The organism is uncultured Sphingomonas sp. (assembly GCF_913778135.1).
Lineage (GTDB): Bacteria > Pseudomonadota > Alphaproteobacteria > Sphingomonadales > Sphingomonadaceae > Sphingomonas.
In genome coordinates this window covers 1-18,189 of the sequence record NZ_CAJYVU010000097.1, presented here as the reverse complement: position 1 = coordinate 18,189, position 18,189 = coordinate 1, and the positions used below count along the sequence as shown (strand labels likewise).

The 18,189-nt window shown below is 66.2% G+C and carries 31 protein-coding genes and 1 tRNA gene; 14 read left to right on the top strand and 18 right to left on the bottom strand.

Translation table 11 applies throughout. From position 1 onward, the window contains the following. The 7 genes from proB to hspQ all read right to left on the bottom strand — a co-directional run. Positions 1-737: glutamate 5-kinase (gene proB / locus QZ847_RS09300; protein ID WP_294355872.1), on the bottom strand; the 737-nt coding region annotated here is incomplete at its 3' end. 90 nt (positions 738-827) lie between these two features. After that, the gene (gene obgE / locus QZ847_RS09295) at positions 828-1,874 is read right to left on the bottom strand and encodes a GTPase ObgE (protein WP_294355869.1); all 1,047 of its coding nucleotides are present in this window, start codon (positions 1,872-1,874) and stop codon (positions 828-830) included. A gap of 55 nt (positions 1,875-1,929) precedes the next feature. After that, complete coding sequence (locus QZ847_RS09290) at positions 1,930-2,520, bottom strand: TetR family transcriptional regulator (protein WP_294355867.1); 591 nt, start codon at positions 2,518-2,520, stop codon at positions 1,930-1,932. A 46-nt stretch (positions 2,521-2,566) separates the two neighbouring features. Next, positions 2,567-3,121 (bottom strand): GNAT family N-acetyltransferase, encoded by a 555-nt coding sequence (locus tag QZ847_RS09285; protein WP_294355864.1) that lies wholly within the window; start codon positions 3,119-3,121, stop codon positions 2,567-2,569. Positions 3,122-3,288: 167 nt separating this feature from the next. Beyond that, positions 3,289-3,558 carry a 50S ribosomal protein L27 gene (rpmA, locus tag QZ847_RS09280; protein ID WP_219768335.1) on the bottom strand — a complete coding sequence of 90 codons (270 nt, stop codon included), beginning with the start codon at positions 3,556-3,558 and terminating at the stop codon, positions 3,289-3,291. A gap of 30 nt (positions 3,559-3,588) precedes the next feature. Next, on the bottom strand, positions 3,589-3,888 hold the full coding sequence (rplU, locus tag QZ847_RS09275) for a 50S ribosomal protein L21 (protein ID WP_294355862.1): 300 nt from the start codon (positions 3,886-3,888) through the stop codon (positions 3,589-3,591). A 112-nt stretch (positions 3,889-4,000) separates the two neighbouring features. Next, positions 4,001-4,384, bottom strand: coding sequence for a heat shock protein HspQ (gene hspQ, locus QZ847_RS09270; protein ID WP_294355877.1), 384 nt, complete (start codon positions 4,382-4,384; stop codon positions 4,001-4,003). 168 nt (positions 4,385-4,552) lie between these two features. Here hspQ and QZ847_RS09265 point away from each other — a divergent pair. Beyond that, a tRNA-Ser gene (locus QZ847_RS09265) sits at positions 4,553-4,642 on the top strand. 167 nt (positions 4,643-4,809) lie between these two features. Next, positions 4,810-6,228, top strand: a complete 1,419-nt coding sequence (locus QZ847_RS09260; RefSeq protein ID WP_294355859.1) for an integrase arm-type DNA-binding domain-containing protein — start codon at positions 4,810-4,812, stop codon at positions 6,226-6,228. 8 nt (positions 6,229-6,236) lie between these two features. Here the strand turns inward: QZ847_RS09260 and QZ847_RS09255 are convergent, their stop codons facing one another. From QZ847_RS09255 to QZ847_RS09205, 11 genes are all read right to left on the bottom strand, one after another. After that, positions 6,237-7,154: a hypothetical protein gene (locus tag QZ847_RS09255; protein WP_294355856.1), complete on the bottom strand. Its 918-nt coding sequence runs from the start codon at positions 7,152-7,154 to the stop codon at positions 6,237-6,239. Further along, complete coding sequence (locus tag QZ847_RS09250) at positions 7,151-7,363, bottom strand: hypothetical protein (RefSeq protein ID WP_294355854.1); 213 nt, start codon at positions 7,361-7,363, stop codon at positions 7,151-7,153. The genes QZ847_RS09255 and QZ847_RS09250 overlap by 4 nt, the downstream gene beginning before the upstream one ends. Positions 7,364-7,580: 217 nt before the next feature. Next, a complete protein-coding gene (locus tag QZ847_RS09245) occupies positions 7,581-7,787 on the bottom strand; it encodes an AlpA family transcriptional regulator (RefSeq protein WP_294355875.1) in 207 nt (68 codons plus the stop codon). A 151-nt stretch (positions 7,788-7,938) separates the two neighbouring features. Then, positions 7,939-8,121 carry a hypothetical protein gene (locus QZ847_RS09240; protein WP_294355852.1) on the bottom strand — a complete coding sequence of 61 codons (183 nt, stop codon included), beginning with the start codon at positions 8,119-8,121 and terminating at the stop codon, positions 7,939-7,941. Further along, positions 8,118-8,426 carry a hypothetical protein gene (locus QZ847_RS09235; RefSeq protein WP_294355849.1) on the bottom strand — a complete coding sequence of 103 codons (309 nt, stop codon included), beginning with the start codon at positions 8,424-8,426 and terminating at the stop codon, positions 8,118-8,120. The genes QZ847_RS09240 and QZ847_RS09235 overlap by 4 nt, the downstream gene beginning before the upstream one ends. After that, positions 8,423-8,887, bottom strand: a complete 465-nt coding sequence (locus QZ847_RS09230) for a hypothetical protein (protein WP_294355846.1) — start codon at positions 8,885-8,887, stop codon at positions 8,423-8,425. Before QZ847_RS09230 ends, QZ847_RS09235 begins: the two co-directional genes overlap by 4 nt. Then, positions 8,884-9,138, bottom strand: a complete 255-nt coding sequence (locus QZ847_RS09225; RefSeq protein WP_294355844.1) for a hypothetical protein — start codon at positions 9,136-9,138, stop codon at positions 8,884-8,886. The genes QZ847_RS09230 and QZ847_RS09225 overlap by 4 nt, the downstream gene beginning before the upstream one ends. Then, on the bottom strand, positions 9,128-9,403 hold the full coding sequence (locus QZ847_RS09220) for a hypothetical protein (RefSeq protein WP_294355841.1): 276 nt from the start codon (positions 9,401-9,403) through the stop codon (positions 9,128-9,130). Before QZ847_RS09220 ends, QZ847_RS09225 begins: the two co-directional genes overlap by 11 nt. Next, entirely contained in the window at positions 9,393-9,626 is a 234-nt protein-coding gene (locus tag QZ847_RS09215) for a hypothetical protein (protein ID WP_294355836.1), read from the bottom strand. Before QZ847_RS09215 ends, QZ847_RS09220 begins: the two co-directional genes overlap by 11 nt. Then, positions 9,623-10,099 carry a hypothetical protein gene (locus QZ847_RS09210; RefSeq protein WP_294355835.1) on the bottom strand — a complete coding sequence of 159 codons (477 nt, stop codon included), beginning with the start codon at positions 10,097-10,099 and terminating at the stop codon, positions 9,623-9,625. The genes QZ847_RS09215 and QZ847_RS09210 overlap by 4 nt, the downstream gene beginning before the upstream one ends. Before the next feature lie 93 nt (positions 10,100-10,192). Continuing rightward, positions 10,193-10,978: a S24 family peptidase gene (locus QZ847_RS09205; protein WP_294355832.1), complete on the bottom strand. Its 786-nt coding sequence runs from the start codon at positions 10,976-10,978 to the stop codon at positions 10,193-10,195. A 13-nt stretch (positions 10,979-10,991) separates the two neighbouring features. On the opposite strand from QZ847_RS09205, the gene QZ847_RS09200 reads away from it, so the two are divergent. From QZ847_RS09200 to QZ847_RS09145, 12 genes are all read left to right on the top strand, one after another. Continuing rightward, complete coding sequence (locus QZ847_RS09200) at positions 10,992-11,270, top strand: carph-isopro domain-containing protein (protein ID WP_294355829.1); 279 nt, start codon at positions 10,992-10,994, stop codon at positions 11,268-11,270. Positions 11,271-11,477: 207 nt separating this feature from the next. Next, the gene (locus QZ847_RS09195; RefSeq protein ID WP_294355826.1) at positions 11,478-11,981 is read left to right on the top strand and encodes a phage regulatory CII family protein; all 504 of its coding nucleotides are present in this window, start codon (positions 11,478-11,480) and stop codon (positions 11,979-11,981) included. A gap of 39 nt (positions 11,982-12,020) precedes the next feature. Then, positions 12,021-12,221, top strand: coding sequence for a hypothetical protein (locus QZ847_RS09190; RefSeq protein ID WP_294355824.1), 201 nt, complete (start codon positions 12,021-12,023; stop codon positions 12,219-12,221). Continuing rightward, positions 12,214-12,543, top strand: coding sequence for a hypothetical protein (locus QZ847_RS09185; RefSeq protein ID WP_294355820.1), 330 nt, complete (start codon positions 12,214-12,216; stop codon positions 12,541-12,543). Before QZ847_RS09190 ends, QZ847_RS09185 begins: the two co-directional genes overlap by 8 nt. Then, complete coding sequence (locus QZ847_RS09180) at positions 12,540-13,844, top strand: PRTRC system ParB family protein (RefSeq protein ID WP_294355817.1); 1,305 nt, start codon at positions 12,540-12,542, stop codon at positions 13,842-13,844. The genes QZ847_RS09185 and QZ847_RS09180 overlap by 4 nt, the downstream gene beginning before the upstream one ends. Before the next feature lie 4 nt (positions 13,845-13,848). Next, positions 13,849-14,292: a PRTRC system protein E gene (locus QZ847_RS09175; protein ID WP_294355814.1), complete on the top strand. Its 444-nt coding sequence runs from the start codon at positions 13,849-13,851 to the stop codon at positions 14,290-14,292. A 40-nt stretch (positions 14,293-14,332) separates the two neighbouring features. After that, on the top strand, positions 14,333-14,539 hold the full coding sequence (locus QZ847_RS09170; protein ID WP_294355810.1) for a PRTRC system protein C: 207 nt from the start codon (positions 14,333-14,335) through the stop codon (positions 14,537-14,539). 153 nt (positions 14,540-14,692) lie between these two features. Next, entirely contained in the window at positions 14,693-15,745 is a 1,053-nt protein-coding gene (locus QZ847_RS09165; RefSeq protein ID WP_294355808.1) for a hypothetical protein, read from the top strand. Continuing rightward, the gene (locus tag QZ847_RS09160; protein WP_294355805.1) at positions 15,742-16,548 is read left to right on the top strand and encodes a PRTRC system protein B; all 807 of its coding nucleotides are present in this window, start codon (positions 15,742-15,744) and stop codon (positions 16,546-16,548) included. Before QZ847_RS09165 ends, QZ847_RS09160 begins: the two co-directional genes overlap by 4 nt. Further along, positions 16,545-17,201, top strand: a complete 657-nt coding sequence (locus QZ847_RS09155; RefSeq protein ID WP_294355800.1) for a PRTRC system protein A — start codon at positions 16,545-16,547, stop codon at positions 17,199-17,201. The genes QZ847_RS09160 and QZ847_RS09155 overlap by 4 nt, the downstream gene beginning before the upstream one ends. Further along, positions 17,191-17,961, top strand: coding sequence for a PRTRC system ThiF family protein (locus tag QZ847_RS09150; RefSeq protein WP_294355798.1), 771 nt, complete (start codon positions 17,191-17,193; stop codon positions 17,959-17,961). Before QZ847_RS09155 ends, QZ847_RS09150 begins: the two co-directional genes overlap by 11 nt. Then, positions 17,958-18,189: hypothetical protein (locus QZ847_RS09145; RefSeq protein WP_294355795.1), on the top strand; the 232-nt coding region annotated here is incomplete at its 3' end. The genes QZ847_RS09150 and QZ847_RS09145, both read left to right, overlap by 4 nt.

Below are 18,189 nucleotides of genomic sequence, written 5' to 3'. Positions count from 1 at the left end.
TGGTCGACGCGCCCGCTCGCGATCGCCAGATGTGCGCCCGCGGCGTTGGCGATGCGTGCAGCCGCGATCTTGCTGACCATTCCGCCAGACCCCATGCCCGAGCTTGATCCGGTATCGGCCATTGCCTCGATCCCGGCGTCGATTCGTTCGACGCGGCCGATGTGCGCGGCGCCGGGCAGCGCGGGGTTGCGGTCGTACAGTCCGTCGATGTCGGAGAGCAGGACGACACCGTTCGCGCCGGCCGCCTGCGCTACGCGTGCGGCGAGCCGATCGTTGTCGCCGAAGCAGATTTCCTCCGTCGCGACCGAGTCGTTTTCATTGATGACCGGCACGACATCCAGCGTCAGCAGCCGGTCGAGTGTCGCGGCAGCGTTGAGGTAGCGGCGGCGCTCTTCAAGGTCGCCGAGTGTCACCAGCATCTGCGCCGCGGTGATCCCCTGCGCGGCCAACAGCTCGGCCCAGACGCCCGCGAGGGCAATCTGCCCGACAGCAGCGGCGGCCTGCGCATCTTCGAGACTCGCCCGGCCGCCCTTGGCAAGCCCCAGCCGCCGCGCACCCAGCGCAATCGCGCCCGAGGAGACGATCGCGACCTGCTGTCCTTCCTTGCGCCGGGCAGCGACATCGGCCGCGACGCTCGCCAGCCAGTCGCGTCTTACGCTGCCATCAGGTGCGACGAGCAGCGCCGAGCCGATCTTGACGATCAGCCGCTGGCAGGCAGAGGTGGGAAACAGCGACATGCAGGCGCGATCGTTAGCGCACCGCGGCGAGGTGGCAAGCATGCGCGCGACGGTCACGGCGTCGCGAATCGATACGCTTGCACCCATTCGTCAGAGCGGCGACCACTCGACTGCGTCTTCCTCGCCATCGTCGTCGACCGGCGAATCGGTGGAGGGGATCGCCTCCAGCAGCTTGTCGAGCACCCAGTCGACACCGATGCCACTGACACCCGAGATCGGGATCACCTCGGCGCCGCTCGCGTCCTCGAGCTCGGCGGAGAGCGCGGCGATCAGCTCGTCGTCGAGCGTGTCGATCTTGTTCAGCGCAACGACGACCGGCTTCTCGTCGAGCCCGCCGCCGTAAGCCGCCAACTCCTCACGCACGATGCGGTAGCTTTCCGCCACGTCAGCGTCGTTCGCATCGATCAGATGGAGCAGCACGCGGCAGCGCTCGATATGGCCAAGGAAACGGTCGCCGATGCCCGCGCCCTCCGCCGCGCCCTCGATCAGGCCGGGGATATCGGCGAGGACGAATTCGCGGTTCTTGTGCCGCACGACGCCCAGTTGCGGACGGGTGGTGGTAAAGGCGTACTCGCCGACCTTCGCCTGTGCGTTGGTCACCTGATTGATGAAGGTCGACTTGCCGGCGTTGGGCAAGCCGACGAGACCGGCATCGGCGAGCAGTTTCAGGCGCAGCCATACCCAGGCTTCCTCGCTCGGCCAGCCGGTGCCGTGCTGGCGCGGGGCCCGGTTGGTGGAGGTCTTGTAGCTGGCGTTGCCGCGCCCGCCGTCGCCACCGCGCAGGAAGACGACGCGTTCACCGACAAGGGTAAGATCGGCGAGCAACGTGCGCTCGTCGTCGTCCGCGAGGATCTGCGTGCCGACGGGCACCTTGATGACCAGATCGTCGCCACCCGCACCTGTGCGGTTGCTACCCGATCCGCCCTGACCGCGCGGCGCGCGGAAGTGCTGCGTGTAGCGAAAGTCGATCAGCGTGTTCAGCCCGGCGACCGCCTCAAACACGATGTCCGCGCCCTTTCCGCCATTCCCACCATCAGGACCGCCGTACTCGATGAACTTTTCACGCCGGAAACTGACGGCGCCGGGACCACCGGAGCCCGAGCGGACGAAGATCTTTGCCTGGTCAAGGAAATGCATGGCGCGCTGCCTAGCGTGTCCGAGTGGCTAAAGCGACCCGGTGCGAGTCGCGCTGCTATCTAGGTGTGATCTTCGCGCGATCGGCAAGGAGCATCGCGCGGGCAAGCTCGCGAGCGCGTTCGCGCGGCAGGCCGAGTGCGCGCGCCATCGGTGTGCCGAGCAGCGCGTCGCCAAGCGCCATCAGCACGAGTTGCAGCGTCTCGTCATGGATCGGCGCGCCGGGATCATTGTCCTGCGCCAATTCCTCGACCAGATCGTGGATTGCGGTCAGGATTGGGTCGAGCGCATCCTCGTTGCCGGACAGGATCATCCAGCTGGCAAGTGCGCCCGCACCGTTCTTGCCGAACGCGTCGAAGGTCAGATCGACCACCTCCGCCGGGTCTTCGCGCTCGCGCGCACGCAGCACTGCCGATTTAATTGTGCCGACGATGCGGCTCGCCATGCTGGCGATCAGCGCCTTTTGCAGCCCGTCGGCCGAGCCGAAATGGTGGAGCAGATTGGCATGCGTTCGCCCGATCCGTCCCGCCACTGCCTTCAACGTCACCGCTTGCGGGCCGACCTCCACCAGCAGCGCGCGTGCGGCTTCCAACGCAGCCTCGCGCGACTGCTCTGGGCTTAGGCGGCGGGGTAGCGGAGTTGAGGTCATGAATCCTGATCCGCGATTGCGACCCGCCGCGCAACGCCGTTGCGGATCAGGCCGCAATCGGCATCGCGCATGCAGCGCCGCTCGCCATGCACGGTCGGGCGAGATCAAGCGCTAGATCGATGCACTCGACCTCACCCCCGCGTGCGACCGAGAACAGGCGACTAAAGCCGGTCTCGACGAAGCCGAGCTTGCGCAGCACGCGCCCGGATGCCGGATTGTCGATCATGTGGCGCCCGATAAGCCGCTCGCTGCCGAGTGCGTGGCGCGCCATCTCGATCACCGCGGTCGCCGCCTCGGTTGCGTAGCCGAACCCCCACGCATCCGGCGTCAGCCAGTAACCGAGTTCATGCGTTCGCTCGCCGAGCGGGATCAGCTCAATTCCGCCGATCAAGCGGTTCTCGCCCCGCGTCATGATCTGGAAGCGCGCTTGGTGCGGTTCGCGGGGCAGCGCGAGAAATGCCTCGGCGTCGCCGAGCGCATACGGCCATGGCGCGCGCGACAGGTTGCGGACCACTGCCTCGTGCCCGATGGCGCGCGACAGGGCAGGGGCGTCCTCGGGCCAGCTGGGTCGCAGGGTCAGTCTCTTCGTCAGCGCGAACACGGTTTCGCTCTCCTTGACCAAGCCCCAAGCACGCCTGCGTGACGCGCCGGAGACAGGATGGAGGGAGACACGAAAAAAGGGAGCCGGGGTGACCCGCCTCCCTTATTGGTTCGGTGCCGTGTGGCACTCGGGTCGCCCTGGTGGGCAACCCGGATGGTTACCCGATGTTATTCAGCCGCCATCGGCATGATGTCGACCGAGCAGAATTTGCGGCCGAGCTTGCCGTCATGGAACACTACGCGGCCGTCGACGAGCGCGAACAGCGTATGGTCCTTGCCGATGCCGACGTTGCGGCCCGGGTAGAACTTCGTCCCGCGCTGACGCACCAGGATGTTGCCCGCGATCGCTTCCTGACCGCCGAACTTCTTCACGCCGAGACGACGGCCGGCCGAATCACGACCGTTACGCGACGAACCGCCTGCTTTCTTATGTGCCATTTCGAATAACCTCCTGCGAGCCGCTGTTCGTTACGCGCCGATCGACACGATCTTGAGGATCGTGTGCTGCTGACGGTGGCCGTTGCGGCGGCGATAATTGTGACGGCGGCGCTTCTTGAACACGATGACCTTGTCGGCCTTCGCCTGCGCAATGATCTCAGCCGCGACCGACAGGCCATTGGTCGGCTTGAGATCGGAACCTTCGCCCGCGAGCAGCACGTCACCCAGCGTCACCGACGCCCCGGCATCACCGTCGATCTTGTCGACGACGATCTTGTCTCCAGCGGCAACGCGGTACTGCTTGCCGCCCGTGCGCACGATAGCGAACATGGCTCTTTTCACTTCCCAAATGTCTATGCCCGCCGGGGCACACCCCGCGGAAGAAAGCGCGCAGCTAAATAATGGCAGGCGTCGTGTCAACCGTTCGGACGTGTTCCAACCATCAATGACGGTGCTGTCTCTTCAAGCCGTAGCGCCCGTCCGCTAGCCGGTCGAACAATCCGGAAACCGCCGGGTGTTCGACGGGATCGTCGCTGTCGTCGTGAACGAGGTTCTGCTGACTCACATACGCGACATAGCTCGACTCGGCGTTCTCGGCGAGCAGATGGTAAAACGGTTGGTCCTTGCGCGGGCGGAAGCTTTCCGGGATCGCCTCATACCACTCATCGGTATTTGCGAAGACCGGATCCACATCGAAGACGATGCCGCGGAAGTCGAGCATCCGATGACGTACGACATCGCCGATGGAGAAGCGCGCGTGCGCGACCGGCGGTGCGATCGGCCGGGCAGGGGGAGAATCGGTAACGGCGGACACGGTGTCGTTCATGCGCTCCAAGATAGTGCGAGCGCAAAAGCGCACAACTGCACTCTGTATATGGTAGCGCGTCGGTTATTCACTCGACGCACACGAAAGGCTTGCGCGCCACCGATCGCGTCGGTAGAGGCGCCGCTCCGACCACTTCACCGGCCGATCAGCCGGATCGAAGGACCTCGCGGAGAGGTGGCAGAGTGGTCGAATGTACCGCACTCGAAATGCGGCGTGCCCTCACGGGTACCGTGGGTTCGAATCCCACCCTCTCCGCCATAGGTCCGTGCATGGACGTCCATAGACGTCCACCACCCCCTTGAAACACACCGGGAACGCCGCTTTAACAGGCCGGTGTTGTCCATATTCGTCCACTCGCGTCCACACGGTCTCATGGCATCGCGCATGGTATCGTCAGGGACGGACATGGTATGGAGCCACGCCCTATGGCGCTGAACGATGCCAAGGTGAAAGCCGCGAAGCCGCGCGAGAAGGCGTACAAGCTGAGCGACTCGGGCCAGTTGTTCCTCCACGTCACCACCGCCGGCGGCAAGCACTGGCGGATGAATTACACCTTCGGCCGCAACCCGGCCGGCAAGCCCGCGCAGAAGACGCTGACCATCGGGCCTTATCCGGTGGTGTCGCTCGGCGAGGCACGCGAGGCGCGCGACCTCGCGAAGAAGATCCTGCTGGAGGGCCGCGACCCGGCGGTCGTGAAGCAGCTGACGCGGCAGGACCGATCGGCGGCGGCCGACAACACGTTTCAGAAGATCGCGGAGCGCTGGTTCCAGCTGCGCAGCGGGTGGTCGCTCGCCAAGTTGGACGCCTGGCGCGAGCAGCACGGCGCCGCGCGCGTGCGCGATGCCGAGCACTGGAGCGATCCGAAGGTGCGTGGCTGGTCCGCGGTTCATTCCGACGACGTGCTGAAGTCGCTCCGCCGTGACGCGTTCCCGGCGCTGGGCGAGCTGCCTATCGCCGACATCGACACGCCGACCGTGCTCGAGCTGCTGCAGAAGATCGAGCAGCGCGGCGCGATCGAGAGCGCACACCGGCTGCGCCAGCGCATGTCGGACATCTTCACGTTCGCGATCGCGGCGGGGATCGCGCGCAATGATCCCGCGCCGAAGTCGCTGCTGAAGGTGCTCCAGGGCAAGCCAAAGGCGCGCAAGCAGCCGTCGATCGTCGACGGCACCGAGGACAATGACGAGCGGATCCGGCGCGTCCGCAAGCTGCTTTCCGACGTCGACGCCGAGCGCACCCGCGCCGGCACGAAGTTCGCCCTGCGCCTGCTCGCGCTCACCGCGGTGCGGCCGGGCGAGGTCGCCGGCGCCGAGTGGCGCGAATTTGAGGGGCTGGACGGCGACGCGCCGCTCTGGCGCATCCCGGCGGCGCGCATGAAGGGCGACAAGGATCGTAAGGAAGAGACCGGCGGCGATCACCTGGTGCCGCTGTCGCGTCAGGCGGTCGAGGTGCTTATCGCGCTGCACCAGCTGAGCGGCCGGTTCGCACTGCTGTTCCCAGGCGAGCGCCACATGCACCGCCCGATCTCGGAGAACACCCTCAACGCGCTGCTGAAGCGCGCCGGCTACGAGAACCGGCATGTGCCGCATGGCTTCCGTGCGGCGTTCTCCACCATCATGAACGAGCGGCCGGATCGCCAGCCGGACGATCGGGCCGCGATAGATCTGATGCTGGCGCACGTGCCCGGCAACAAGGTGGAGGCGGCTTACAACCGTGCCGCCTACATGCCGCGGCGACGCGAGCTCGCGCAGATCTACGCTGACATGCTTATCGTCGGGCTGGAAACGCCCGAGGCCCAGCTAGGGCGACCGATCCGCTTTGCGGCGACTGGGCCTAAGTCGTGACCGAGGGGTTAGGGAACGGCCGCCTTTAAAGAATTGCTCAGGACCGCGCCTTCAAAGATTTTGACGAGTCCGGCTTGACGCATGTCGTGTGCGTACATGCACCGCAGCAGCCAGATACGCTGCCAGAGCTCATCGTTCACGTCCAAACGTCGAATGTTCAGACTGAGGGCTGCCGCTTCGTCAGCATCAATGACGCTTCCATGCGAATGAAAGTGGTCGCGGGTCGCAAGCTTGTTGACCGTGTCCTCAATAAGGATGACCTTATCGGTCATCATGCCGGTCTGCAGAAGGCTCGTCGCGAGCTTGCGGGTTTGCGCCACAGCGTACTGCGCGACCTGGAAGAGGAAGGGGTCTACGTTCGGCGTTTGTAGCACGAACTGACATGGCACGGACTGCCCAGGCCCGATAGGAATGTTCGGATCGATGGGCCCCAGCTCTGACAGCGCGCCCATCACAATCTCTTGCGCTGCCAGGGCGATCAGAGTGCCGTTACTCTTTGCCCGACGCGGCACGATCACACGTAAGTCGGGCGCACACACGCGAAGAAGCGCAACGATCTTCTCTGTCGCGTCTGTATACCCGCCGTTGGTTTCCAGCAGCAAATCAACCGGACGGCCGGCAACCGACTTCAAGACCTCGCCTAGGTACGCGTCGTCGGTGGCCGCAATCTGAGCGGCGTCATCTGCCAGATCACAGTCGGTAAAGTACGTGACCAATGACCGGCCTGTAATCGCCTCGATGTCAGCGATCATCAGCTGCCGAAGGTATCGGTCTTTCTCAGCCACCCAATAAAGCGGCGACTGCTTCGGCAGGGCAGTACCACGGGGAAAACGAGCTTCCGGCGGCGCCGTAGCCAGTGCCTCGGTAGCGTCAGCTTTTCCAGCGTCGTTATTGAACCACTGCGCGGCTGATTGATCGTCGCTCACGCCGCCTCGGGTTTGACCGGCTCGGGATTGCGGAGCAGTTCAGACACACGACGCAGATCGACTGGCGTCGCCGCCCGCGGCTTTCTCAGCTGCGGGTCATAACGAACGGCAGTGCGTGGAACGCCGAAAAGATACGTGTAATCCACGGCGACTACCCCCGCAGTAGCCTGCGGGGTCGGCCGGCCGTTCACATTGAATGGCCAGTTCATCAAGCTTCTCCTGACGCGCCTCCCGGCGGGTGGCTTGGTCGTACTATCGTCCGCCCCGGTGTATAACCTGTGAACAAAACGGTATGCGAACGTGTACAGGGTCTAACCCCGTTGACAAGCAGTAGTTGCATGGAGCCTTCGTCCACAGGCGTCCATATACGTCCATAGCCGTCCACTCGGCCTGCTCAATATCACCGGCAACGTTACCGGTGCCTATTCAAGCGGCGGCGCGTGCTGCCAACTGCTCGTTCACCCACGCCTGCACTTCACGTTCGCTCCAGCGGGTTGAGCCCCCGCCAGCCTTGCAGGCCTTGGGGAAGGTGCCCGCGCGCATCTTCCGGTAGATCATCGACTTCCCGAGCCCTGCCACGGTCTTGACCTCGTCCAGGCCTAGCAGCCGATCGGCCGCCTCGATCCTGCCCATCACGCTCACTTCCCACTCCTTTCGCCGCGCAATGCGACCTTCACCTTGCCGCGGCAGGCGCTGTTCATCCGGTCACCCCGGCGGACAGTCCCGCAATCGCTGCAAATCTCCATGCCGAGGCGTTTTGTCCAAGCGTGCGTTTCATCGCCGGTCACCGCGGCGGCACCAGTTCGTCGGGGTTCAGCCCAAACCGCTCGCACAGGCGCCCGGCGTAGGTGCTGCCCAAGGCGAAGGTGTCCATCACCGCGACCCAGCGGGGCTTGCGTGCTCGACCGGCTGCCCGGGCGCTGACCACCGCCCGACGCAACAATGCGTGGTCTGACGGCATCGTCATGGCTTCGGCTCGGCGAGCTGCTTGATCGTGCGAGCTCGTCTCACCCATTCGGGGCTGACCACCTTGCCGTCTTGGCGGTGCCACGTGAGCGCCCCGCGTTCGTGCCAGTCGGCCGGCAGCTCCATGACACCGAACCGTAGGCACGGTTCGATGTCGCGCGGATGCTTGGCGAGGTAGCTGACGATGCTGCCCGCCGTTTCCATGCCACCCACGCCCGCCTGCCACCCGACGGCCGTGGCAATCTCCGCGATGCGCGCGATCACCAATTCGGCCTGTGCGAAGTCGATCCCGTAGAGGTCGTTCATTGCGGCACCCCGCTCTGATCTGACGCGACAAGCACGACGCTGAGCGGGTGAACGATGATCGCATGATCGTCGCCATCTAGAACGACATGCGCGTAGGCGGTGCTGGTGCGACCAGGATGAACCAACGTGCCCACTCGCCCTTCTAGGTCGCGACCTTCGCCGGTGATCGCCACGCGCGTGCCGTGGCCGATAGCGCGATCGTAGTTGCGACGCACATAGTCGTAGGGATCAGGGCCGATCGCGCGCGAGGCGCGCCGAACACGAGCGAGATTGAGCCAGTGCCGGAATGTGCAATCCGGCCATACGTCGCGGAAGCTGAGCCACTTGTCGTAGATCGCAGCGCCTCGGCTGCGGGCTGACACGGTGAAGGGGTCGTATCCTTCGACCGTCACCTCGAAGAGTGGCCAGCCCGCGGCGGCGCCAGAGTTCGTGCTTTCGGGTAGGATCGCTGTCGCCGTCATGCGCGCTTGCTCCGTCCGAAGGTGGGGGTTGCCGGATCAGCGGGCGCGAACGCGCGCTGGCGATCGGCACGACGATGAACCATGCGCCAACGATCCGGCTCGTCAGAGGCGAACAGGCGAGGGCGACCGGCGAGCGCGTCGAGGATGTCACGAAACCGCGGAGCCACTGTGAAGTGGATCGCGTACACGGCGGCTCCGCCTGCGCCGGACAGCACCAGCGCGGACACCACGACAAATGCACTATCGAACATCGTAGGGTTCCCCCTGTTCGAGGAAGGCGGGGTAGCGGAAGGCGACCTTGCGTTCTTGCCGCGCCTTGGTGCGGGCGTAGCCGGGCACCCACGCCGGTTTCAGCTTGGTGGACACCAGTCGGCCAATGTCGGGCAGGGTGACCGACTTGCCGGTCATCAGCACGGCGCGCGCGGCGGCGGCGACGTGGTCGAAGGCGACGTGCGCCTCGTCCTCGGTCATGCCGCGAGCGGTCAGCTGGGCGAGCATGGCGCGATCAGCCGGCATGACGGACCGCCTCCTGAGCCGCGAGCCACGCGCGGCCCTCCGCTGACGCATGCCAGCGATTGACGCGGGGCAGGGCGCGCGAGCCGCGATACTCGATCAGCCCGCGCCGTTTCAGCGCCAGCAGCGTCGAGCCGCGCCCGGTCATGTCGCGGCCGTTCGCATCCGCGGCCGCCACGAAGGCGAGCACGCGATGCATGGTGTCTGAAACTTTTAGGTCGGTCACGCCCGCGCGCTCCCGCGCACCGCCCACTCAGCGACGAAGCCAGCGCAGGCACGGTCGGCGGCGATGCGGCGATCGACCGCACCGGGCAGCATCGACTGCAGCCGGGTGATCTCCTGATTGAGCCGTGCCTCGTCAGCGTAGGCGCTGGTGTTCTCGTCGACGAGGGCGCGCAGGTGATCGCCGTGCGGCTTGTGCGTGATCCCGCGATTAGTCGCGAGGTCCGCGTTGATCAGGCTGAACAGCTGGTCGAGCGTCAGGCCGACCATGTCGGCGCGAGCCTGCATGCCGCCGGTGAGATCGTCGATCCGCTCGCGCGCGATCAGGTGGTCAGCGCTGTTATCGTCGAGTGCGAACAGCGCGGCCGATAGGCGGCGGATGTCGATCACGGCGCCGCGGAAATCGCTGACGGCGGCCTTCACGCGGGCGTCTTCTTCGGGTTCGCTCAGCCAGTCGGCTTGTAGCGCAGTCGCCATAACGGCCTCCCAACATCGAACCGCAGAAGCGCGGCCTCAATGTCAGGTTATATGTGCGATATTATCGTACAAATCAACGACTATTTCGCACGTCTAGCGCACGAAGCGGTACCGCCTTGTTCCGAGGCCCGGCGGAGCGAGGTCCTGCTTGGCCGAAAGCACGACGGCGACGACTCGCACTTCTTCGTCGGAGAACATGCCATCATCGGGCTTGCCGATGGGTATCACGTCCTGAAACTCCGGTTCGGTGCTTTCGCAGCGCAGCACCCATTCGTCCTCGATCATGTCCAGCCGTTTGCAGGTCAGCTCAACAAGATCGTGTGCGTTACGCGCGACGATCACCAACGAGCCTGGTGCCGGTCTTATTCCTGACCATCCGATCCGCAGACATTCGAGATCCGAGTCGGGCGGGATCGTCCGGTTCATGGACAGACCCTCCATCTTCAACCCGAACCGATCGGCGCCTGGCACGGGCGAGGGGCCGAACCGCACCTCGTAACGCTCGCTAGGGCTCCAGTCGGACTGCTCCCGCCATACGCCCGCCTGCACCGCTCCGACCACCTCGACCCATTCATCGGCGGCGATGGGTTCCCGCGGCTTCGTGCGGAACTGTTCGGTGAGTTCGCCAGTGATGCCGGCGAGTTGGAGCACTTCAAATTCAGGAACGCCCCGCTCGGCGAAGATTGGTGCCAGACGCTTGGCGAGGGCGAGGTCGAGGATCGGCTTCTTGTTCTTCTTAGGGTCCTCGTAAGCTGCGTAGGTCGACGCGGGTATTTCGAGCCGGTCAGCGACCGCGCGCGACGACAGCTTCGGCACAGTCCGATTGCGCAGAGCCTTCAGATTTTCTGCTGCATTTTCCACAGGATTAGAAAGCGACATTTTCGCACGTTGTATGCACGAAAAAATCGTTGCAGTTTGTGCGACTAATTCGTACATTGCGGTCATGGAGCGAGAAACCGACCTGTTCACCCGCCTTGGCGGCGCCCGCGCAATGGCTGCGATCGTAGGTGAGGCGCCCTCGACGGTCCAATCGTGGAAAGCTGCCGAGCGCATTCCGGCTCACAAACAGCCGATTGTAATCGATAAGGTTCGGGCAGCAGGTCACAACATCACCGCCGATGACGTCGTGTACCCGATGGGTCGCCCGTCCTCCGAACAGGCGGCGGCGTGATCGCTCGTTTTCCTCTCCCGACCAGCACCACGCCCCCCGGTGCTGGCACCTCCACCGGCGAGGCATGCCCCCGCCTCACCGGTGGCTCCGTACAACTGCAGGGTGCTGCGCTCGATCATCATGGTCGCGTCGATACCCTGCCGCGCAACGCTCCCGCATCGGGAAACGATCGCGCGCTTTCTCCCCGCCCGGAACGGTTGCAGAACAATGGTCGATAAGCTCCCCGCGAACGAACAGCGCCTCGCCGCCGCGACCAAGCGCGCTGTGCAGGCCGCCGGCGGCCTCGCCGGCTGCGAGAGCGAAACCGGTCTGTCCGACAGCCAGATTTCGCGCTGCTGCTCGCCCCACCAGCGCGACAGCATCACGATCCGTGATGCCGTGCGCATCGACGCGATCGGCCACGGCGAGCAGGGGCACCCGCATATCCTGAACGCGATGGCGGGCATCCTGGGCGCGGTGGTGATCATGCTGCCCGAGCCGGTCACCGACGATCGCTGCCTGCAAATGGGCGTGATCGAAATGAGCAGCGAAATGGGCGACGTGTCCCGCGCGATCGCCGACGCGCTGTCGAGCGGGAGCGCCGGCGGCACGGACGTGACCGCCATCGAGGCCGCGGCCGCCCTCGAACATGTCGCCGACATGGAGCGAGCGACGGCGCAGATGCGCCACCGCCTGGAACGTATCGCGCGGGGTGACACCCCCGACACCTGAGGACCGAACCGCGGGCGCGACCCGCTGAGGAGTAGCATGATGAAAGACGGCATGACCGCGGGAGCGCCTGTTCCCGCGACCGGAAAACTGCGTTCGCGTCGCCTGATCCCGGCGTTCGAGATCGGTCGCGTCAGCGGCCAAACGTTCACGACCGGGCAGGCGGGCGACGGCTGGTTCCTCGCGATCGGATGGCTCGGCCGCTCGATCATCATCGAGACGCTGCGCGGCGACCGTGGCTGAACTCACCCTCGCATCTACTTCCGAACATTCGGAAGCTGCTGACCGCTCGCTGTCTGCTCCGCGGATGGTTGGTCTGGAAACCGCTTGCGAAGTGCTCGGCGACAAAGGCGGCATCAAGCACGTGGCCGAGCTGATCGGCTGCAGCGAGCGCGCACTCTACGCCAAGCGGAACGGCGACACAACAATCACGAACCTGGAGGTGCGCCTGATCGCGCGCGAGCTCGCCCGCGTCGCGGAGCGGTGCGCCCGGGTGTCCGACAACCTCTTCAAGGAAATCGGCGGGAAGCCCGTCGACACCGTCAGCAAAGGGACAACGGCATGACCGACACCATCGCAGGCCCCGATCCGACGAGCGTCACGATGCTCGCGCTCGGCGCGATCAAGCCCGGCGCCAACCCGCGCCGCTATTTCGACCAGCAGAAGCACGCCGAACTCGTCGAATCGTTGCGGCTGCGCGGCATGCTGCAGCCAATCATCCTGCGCCGCGACCCGTCGGCCGACGACAGCTATCTGATCGTCGCCGGCGGCCGGCGGCACAAGGCGGCGCTCGATGCCTTTGGCGCCGACGGCGTCGTGCCGGTGCGCATCATGGACATGACGGACAGCGAGGCGCTCGAAGCGGCCATCGATGAGAACGACGTGCGCGACGACGCGTCGGAAACCGAGCAGGCCGACGCCGCGGTGCGTGTCCTGTCCGCGTGCAAGGGCGATCGCGCCGAAGCGGTGCGGCGGCTGGGCTGGTCCGCGTCGAAGCTGGATCGACGGCTGGCGCTCGCCAACCTCGCGGAGCCGGTGAAGGCCGCGCTCGACGAACGGCGGATCAAGGTCGGGCACGCCGAACTGCTGGCGGTGGTACCCGCCGACAAGCAGGAGAAGGCGCTCGACACCATCGTAACCGCCAACCTCGATGTCGCGAAGACGCGCGACCTGCTGATGCGCGTGACGCAGAGCCTCGCCGCCGCGACCTTCGACAAGGCCGAGTGCCTCACGTGCCCGTTCAACTCGGGCGCGCAGCGCGTCATGTTCGAAACGCACGTCGACGACGGGCACTGCACCAACCCCGGCTGCTACCAGCTGAAGACGGAGGCCGCGCAGGAAGGTGCCGCGCTCCACGTGCGCGGCGACCAGGTCGCGGAAACGTCGATGCCGGTCACCACGACGCCGGCAGGCGCACCCGCAACGCCCGCGGCCGCGCCCTCGGCGGCAGCGCCGGCGAAGCCCGCCAAGCCTGCACCCGCGGCCGTCACCGCGCAGTCGATCATCGACCGCACCACCTCGATCCGCGAGGGCGCCTGGCGCGCCGCGCTGGCGAAGGTGGTGGAGGGCGATCCCGAGTTCGGTCGAGCGTTCGAAGCCACCCTGCGGGACACGTGGCAGGTCGACGCCGCGTACCTTTCCCGGTTCGGCAAAGACGAGCTCAAGTTCATCGCCAAGGAGTGCGGCCTCGTCGCGCACATGGGCGAGAAGGCGTTCGCCAAGCTGCTCGACGGCAAGGTCGCGGACCTGATCACCGGCATGCTTCACGCCACCGGCTTCACCTGGGCCGGTCGCCTGCCGAGCGCGATCACCATCGACGGCACCTACGGCGCGCAGCCGGCCGCACCCCTCCCGTACAAGGATTAAACCGATGCTGATCACCAGCATGTTGCCGCTGCTGTCCCGCTATTCGCTCACGCTCGACCTCTCGGCTGGCCCCGATGCGGTCACCGTGACGATTGTCCCGCGCAAGGCGGCCGGATCGAAGCACGACCTCGACGGCGGCGAGACGCGCCCGATCTCCTTTACCGGGACCGCAGCGGAGATCGACGCCGAACTGGAGAAGGGCGCCGATGGTGCGCTTGGTCAGCTGATCGCCGCGCGCAAGTCACTGGCCGATCAGATCGCCGAGCAGCGCGACACGGCCGAGAAGGCGAAGACCCTGTCGGCGGCGAAGACAAAACCTGCGGCGAAAACCGCCGCAAAGCCGACCGAGCAGCCCAAGGCGGCCGAGAAGCCAACCGTGCCCGCCGATTCGTACACGCCGCCGCCGGGTCCGCTCAGCGCGCCCGGCGAACCCGCCTCGCTCTGGTGAACGTGGCTGACCCATCCACCCCAGCAATCCCGAGGCACCCATGCAGATCAACCAACTCACCCGCGTGTACCGTTACGACGGCATCGACTTGCCCGTGCCGCCGCACCTTGCCGACGATCCGCAGGGCCTGCGCGCGTATCACGCGACGCTCTACCCAGCGATCCTGAACGCCGAGACAGTCGACGCCGGCGTGACCGGCACCAACCTCGTCACCGAGTACCGGCGCGCGGTCGGCACCAAGGGCTGACCGTGGCGGCGGCACCGCGCGCGGCGATCCCGCCCGCACCCCGCAAGACACTCCTCGAATGGATCGACCATGATGATGGCGACACGACCGATACCACCGCACCCGCCTGCAGCGCCGACCTTCAAGCCCTCCACGCGGCGCTATTCGTCCCGCTTGGCCACGAGGGGCGCGGCCAGCCCGAAGCGCTCGAACCGCCTCCCGGCCTTCGTCTCGCGCCCCTCGGGTGATCTGGCGGGGCGGGCGGTGGCGCTGTCAGTCGACGTGCCCGCGATCTTCGACGCCACCCTCGCGCCGCATCACAAGCTGGTCGGCCGCTGGGTTGCCGAGCGCGAGACCGAGCCGCAGCGCTATACCCGGCAGGGCGCGCGCGAGCGGATCGAGAAGGTGTTCGGCGCCGCGGTGCTCGACATCATGGCGCCGGTCGACATGGTCGATCTGAACGTGATCGCGCTGGTCGGCGATGGTGATCTGCCACCCGCTCTCGCTGTGGTCTGCAACAGCATCGGTGAGATCGATCTCGGCTGGATTACGAAGGCCAACGTGCTGGCGAACACTCTAGCCGGGCACGTCGCGCCGGTCGGCTGGCGCGCGGCGGCGTACAAGGCGATCGGCGAGACGCTGAACGCCGCGCTGCCGGTGTTCGGCTTCGCCGACCTCATGGAAGAGGTGTCAGCTTACAATTGGGACGGCGCGACCACCGACGAGGAAGCGCGCGCTACCCTGATTGATTACCACGGCGAGGACGCGTTCAAAGAGAACGACTTCACCTTGCCCTCTCAGATGTACGCTCGCCGTCCCGACTGGATGACGGCGAAGCCTGCTCCGCTCAGGGACATGCCTGCCGACCTGCGCAACGCTCTGAGACGACTTCGCGACACGCATGCGGCGCTGAAAGCGATCGACCGCAACAGCAATGCATGGGCCGCCGATTACGAACAGGTCTTCGATTACATCCCCGGCATGCAGGATTGCGGCACGCTGCCGCCCCTCACGATCGTGCCGTTCGACCACTTCGCGCGCGAGATTGATGACGTCGCACGCTTCGGCATGGAGCAGGGCTTCTACGATGTCGCGGGATTGTGCCCGCTCGGTGATGCCGCGGTAATCGACACCTGGTTCGCCTCGCTGAAGGTCGGCGTCGAATTCCTGCTCGCCGCGCAGCACCTGATCAGCCTCGATCCCGCCAACCTGAGGAAGCAGCAATGACGATCGCGACAGGCTTCGAGCCCACCGCTGGCGGCTTGGCGCTGACCAACGCCATCCTTCTGTATCAGAGCGACGGCATCTCGCTCTCCGACCCGTACCGCGTGCGTCGGGCCGATGGGCCGACGTTCGCGAGCATCCATGCTGTCGAGCAGATCGACGGATGCCCGACGATCGGTGCCGGCGCGCCGCTGTCCCGCGCGCACCTGCGGCAGTGGACCGAGGCGCTCGGTCGCAACAAGGCGCCCGAGATCCTGTCAGACAACGTGTTGGTCGCGCACCCGGACGTGCTCGCTTGGTGGGTGCCCGCGAAGGTGCGCACGTCATACTTCGCGCTGTCCCGGCCGCCCGAGGGCACGCGCGCGTTGGCCGAGCGCATCGTGCTCCCGCTCCCGTACCCGGCGCACCTGTTCGTCGCCACGCGCGGCCGGCTGGGCGTCTACGCCTTGGCGGCGAGCGAGCGGCCGACGGCAGACACGCCGGTGCTGCATTCGCCCGTGCTGAACGTCTACGTCGACGGGCGGCTCTGCTGGGGCAACATAGCCGTGCCCAAGGCAATCACCGTCGCGGCGATCCCTGACTACGAGCGCGCCGTGTTCGACTCTTGGTCGACGCACCCGAACCCCGGGCAGGAAGCGACCGCGACCGGCCGCGGCGGGCTGGTGAAGCTGTGGGATGACCTGGCCGTGCGCAAGTCGACACGCTTCCCCGTGGGTCGACTGAAGCCATTCGGTTCAGTCGGCCGCGGCAAGGCTGACCAGCGGGTCACGCTCGGCGACCTGATCAAAGCGAGTGTACGCGCATGACGCTCGCCGACGAGCTGACAGCCGCCGCCGTGCTGGCCGCCGCACCCTGTTATCCGGTGCCGCCTAGTGGGCGATCGCCCGCGATCGATGCGCTGCGCGCCGCGCCGGCCGGGCAGGGCCTCGCGATCGGTCGCGACGGTGTGATGCTGATCCTGCGACGGCCGTGGCTTGAGGTGGACGTGCCAGTGACGCCGCCGATCAGGGCATATCTGCCTTACGGCAGCATCGGCGAGCCGCGTGCGGTGCTGCGTTGCGGACTTATCCCCGCGGCAATGCTGGGCAGCATCATCGACCACCTGCGCGTCGCGCTGCCGGACGAGGCAGGGGCGTTCGTGACATGGGACGAGAACACCCGCGAGTTCGCGGTCGCGTTCCCGGAGATCGACGCGGCAACGCCGTCGCGTCTCATCTATCGCACTCCGATCCTCGCAGCCGGTCAGCACTTGGTGTGCGACATCCACAGCCACGGCAGCGCGGCCGCGTTCTTCAGCGCCACCGACGACGCCGACGACATGCACAGCACCAAGATCGCGCTCGTGTTCGGCAACCTCGACGCGCGCGACGGCCCGACGATCGCTTCACGTCTCTGCGCCGGCGGCATGTTCCTGCCGATGCCACTCATCCCCTTCGCAGGAGATCACCATGCTGCATGATGCCGCCCGTCGGCACTATCTGCCCGACGCTTACGGCGATGGCGTCATCAACGTGCTGCTCGTCGGATGCGGCGGCAACGGCGCGCAAATGCTGATGGGGCTCGCCTCGCTCGACACTGCCATGCGCGCGATCTCGTCGCGGTCGCTGCACGTCACGGTGGTTGACGACGATACGGTCAGCGAGGCGAACCTCGGCCGCCAGCCGTTCTACCGCGGCGATGTTGGCGCGTCGAAGGCGCGGACGCTGACCGAGCGCATCAACATCGCGCACGGCCTGAACTGGCGCGCGGTGCATGGGCGCGCGCCGGCGGCAATCGGCCTGGACGCGATCGACGTGCTGATAACGTGCGTCGACACCGCGGCGGCGCGTCGCGCGATCGGCGGCATGATGGTCTCGGGACGGTCATGCCCGCGCTATTGGCTGGACCTCGGCAATCGGGCGAATGACGGGCAGTTCCTGATCGGATGCCCGCACCCGGCTACCGGCAAAAAGGCTGAACGGCTCCCGACCGTTCTCGAGTATTTCCCCGAGCTCGCCGACGAGAGCATCGCCGAAGATGACGCGCCGTCGTGTTCGGTCGCGGAAGCGCTCGAGCGGCAGTCGCTGTTCGTCAATCGCGTCATCGCGAGCCACGCGCTCGCGCTGCTGTTCGAGCTGCTCGGCCGCGGGTCGATCGGCCATTCCGGCGCCTTCATCAATCTCGCAACCGGGCAGGCAGTGCCGATCCCGCTGCCAGCGGTCGCGAAGGCACCCGCATGATGCAGGTTACCTTGCCTTGGCCGTCACCGAAGCTGAACCCGAACCAGGCGCGCGGGCAGCATTGGGGCAAGCGCGCCAAGCTGTCGAAGCGCTACAAGACTGATTGCGGCTGGGCGTGCAAGGCCGCCGGCCTGCGCCCGCTGATAGCTTCGCGTGCCGCGGTCACCATCACGTTCCATCCGCCCGACGAGCAGCGCCGCGACCTCGACAACATGCTCGCGGCGATCA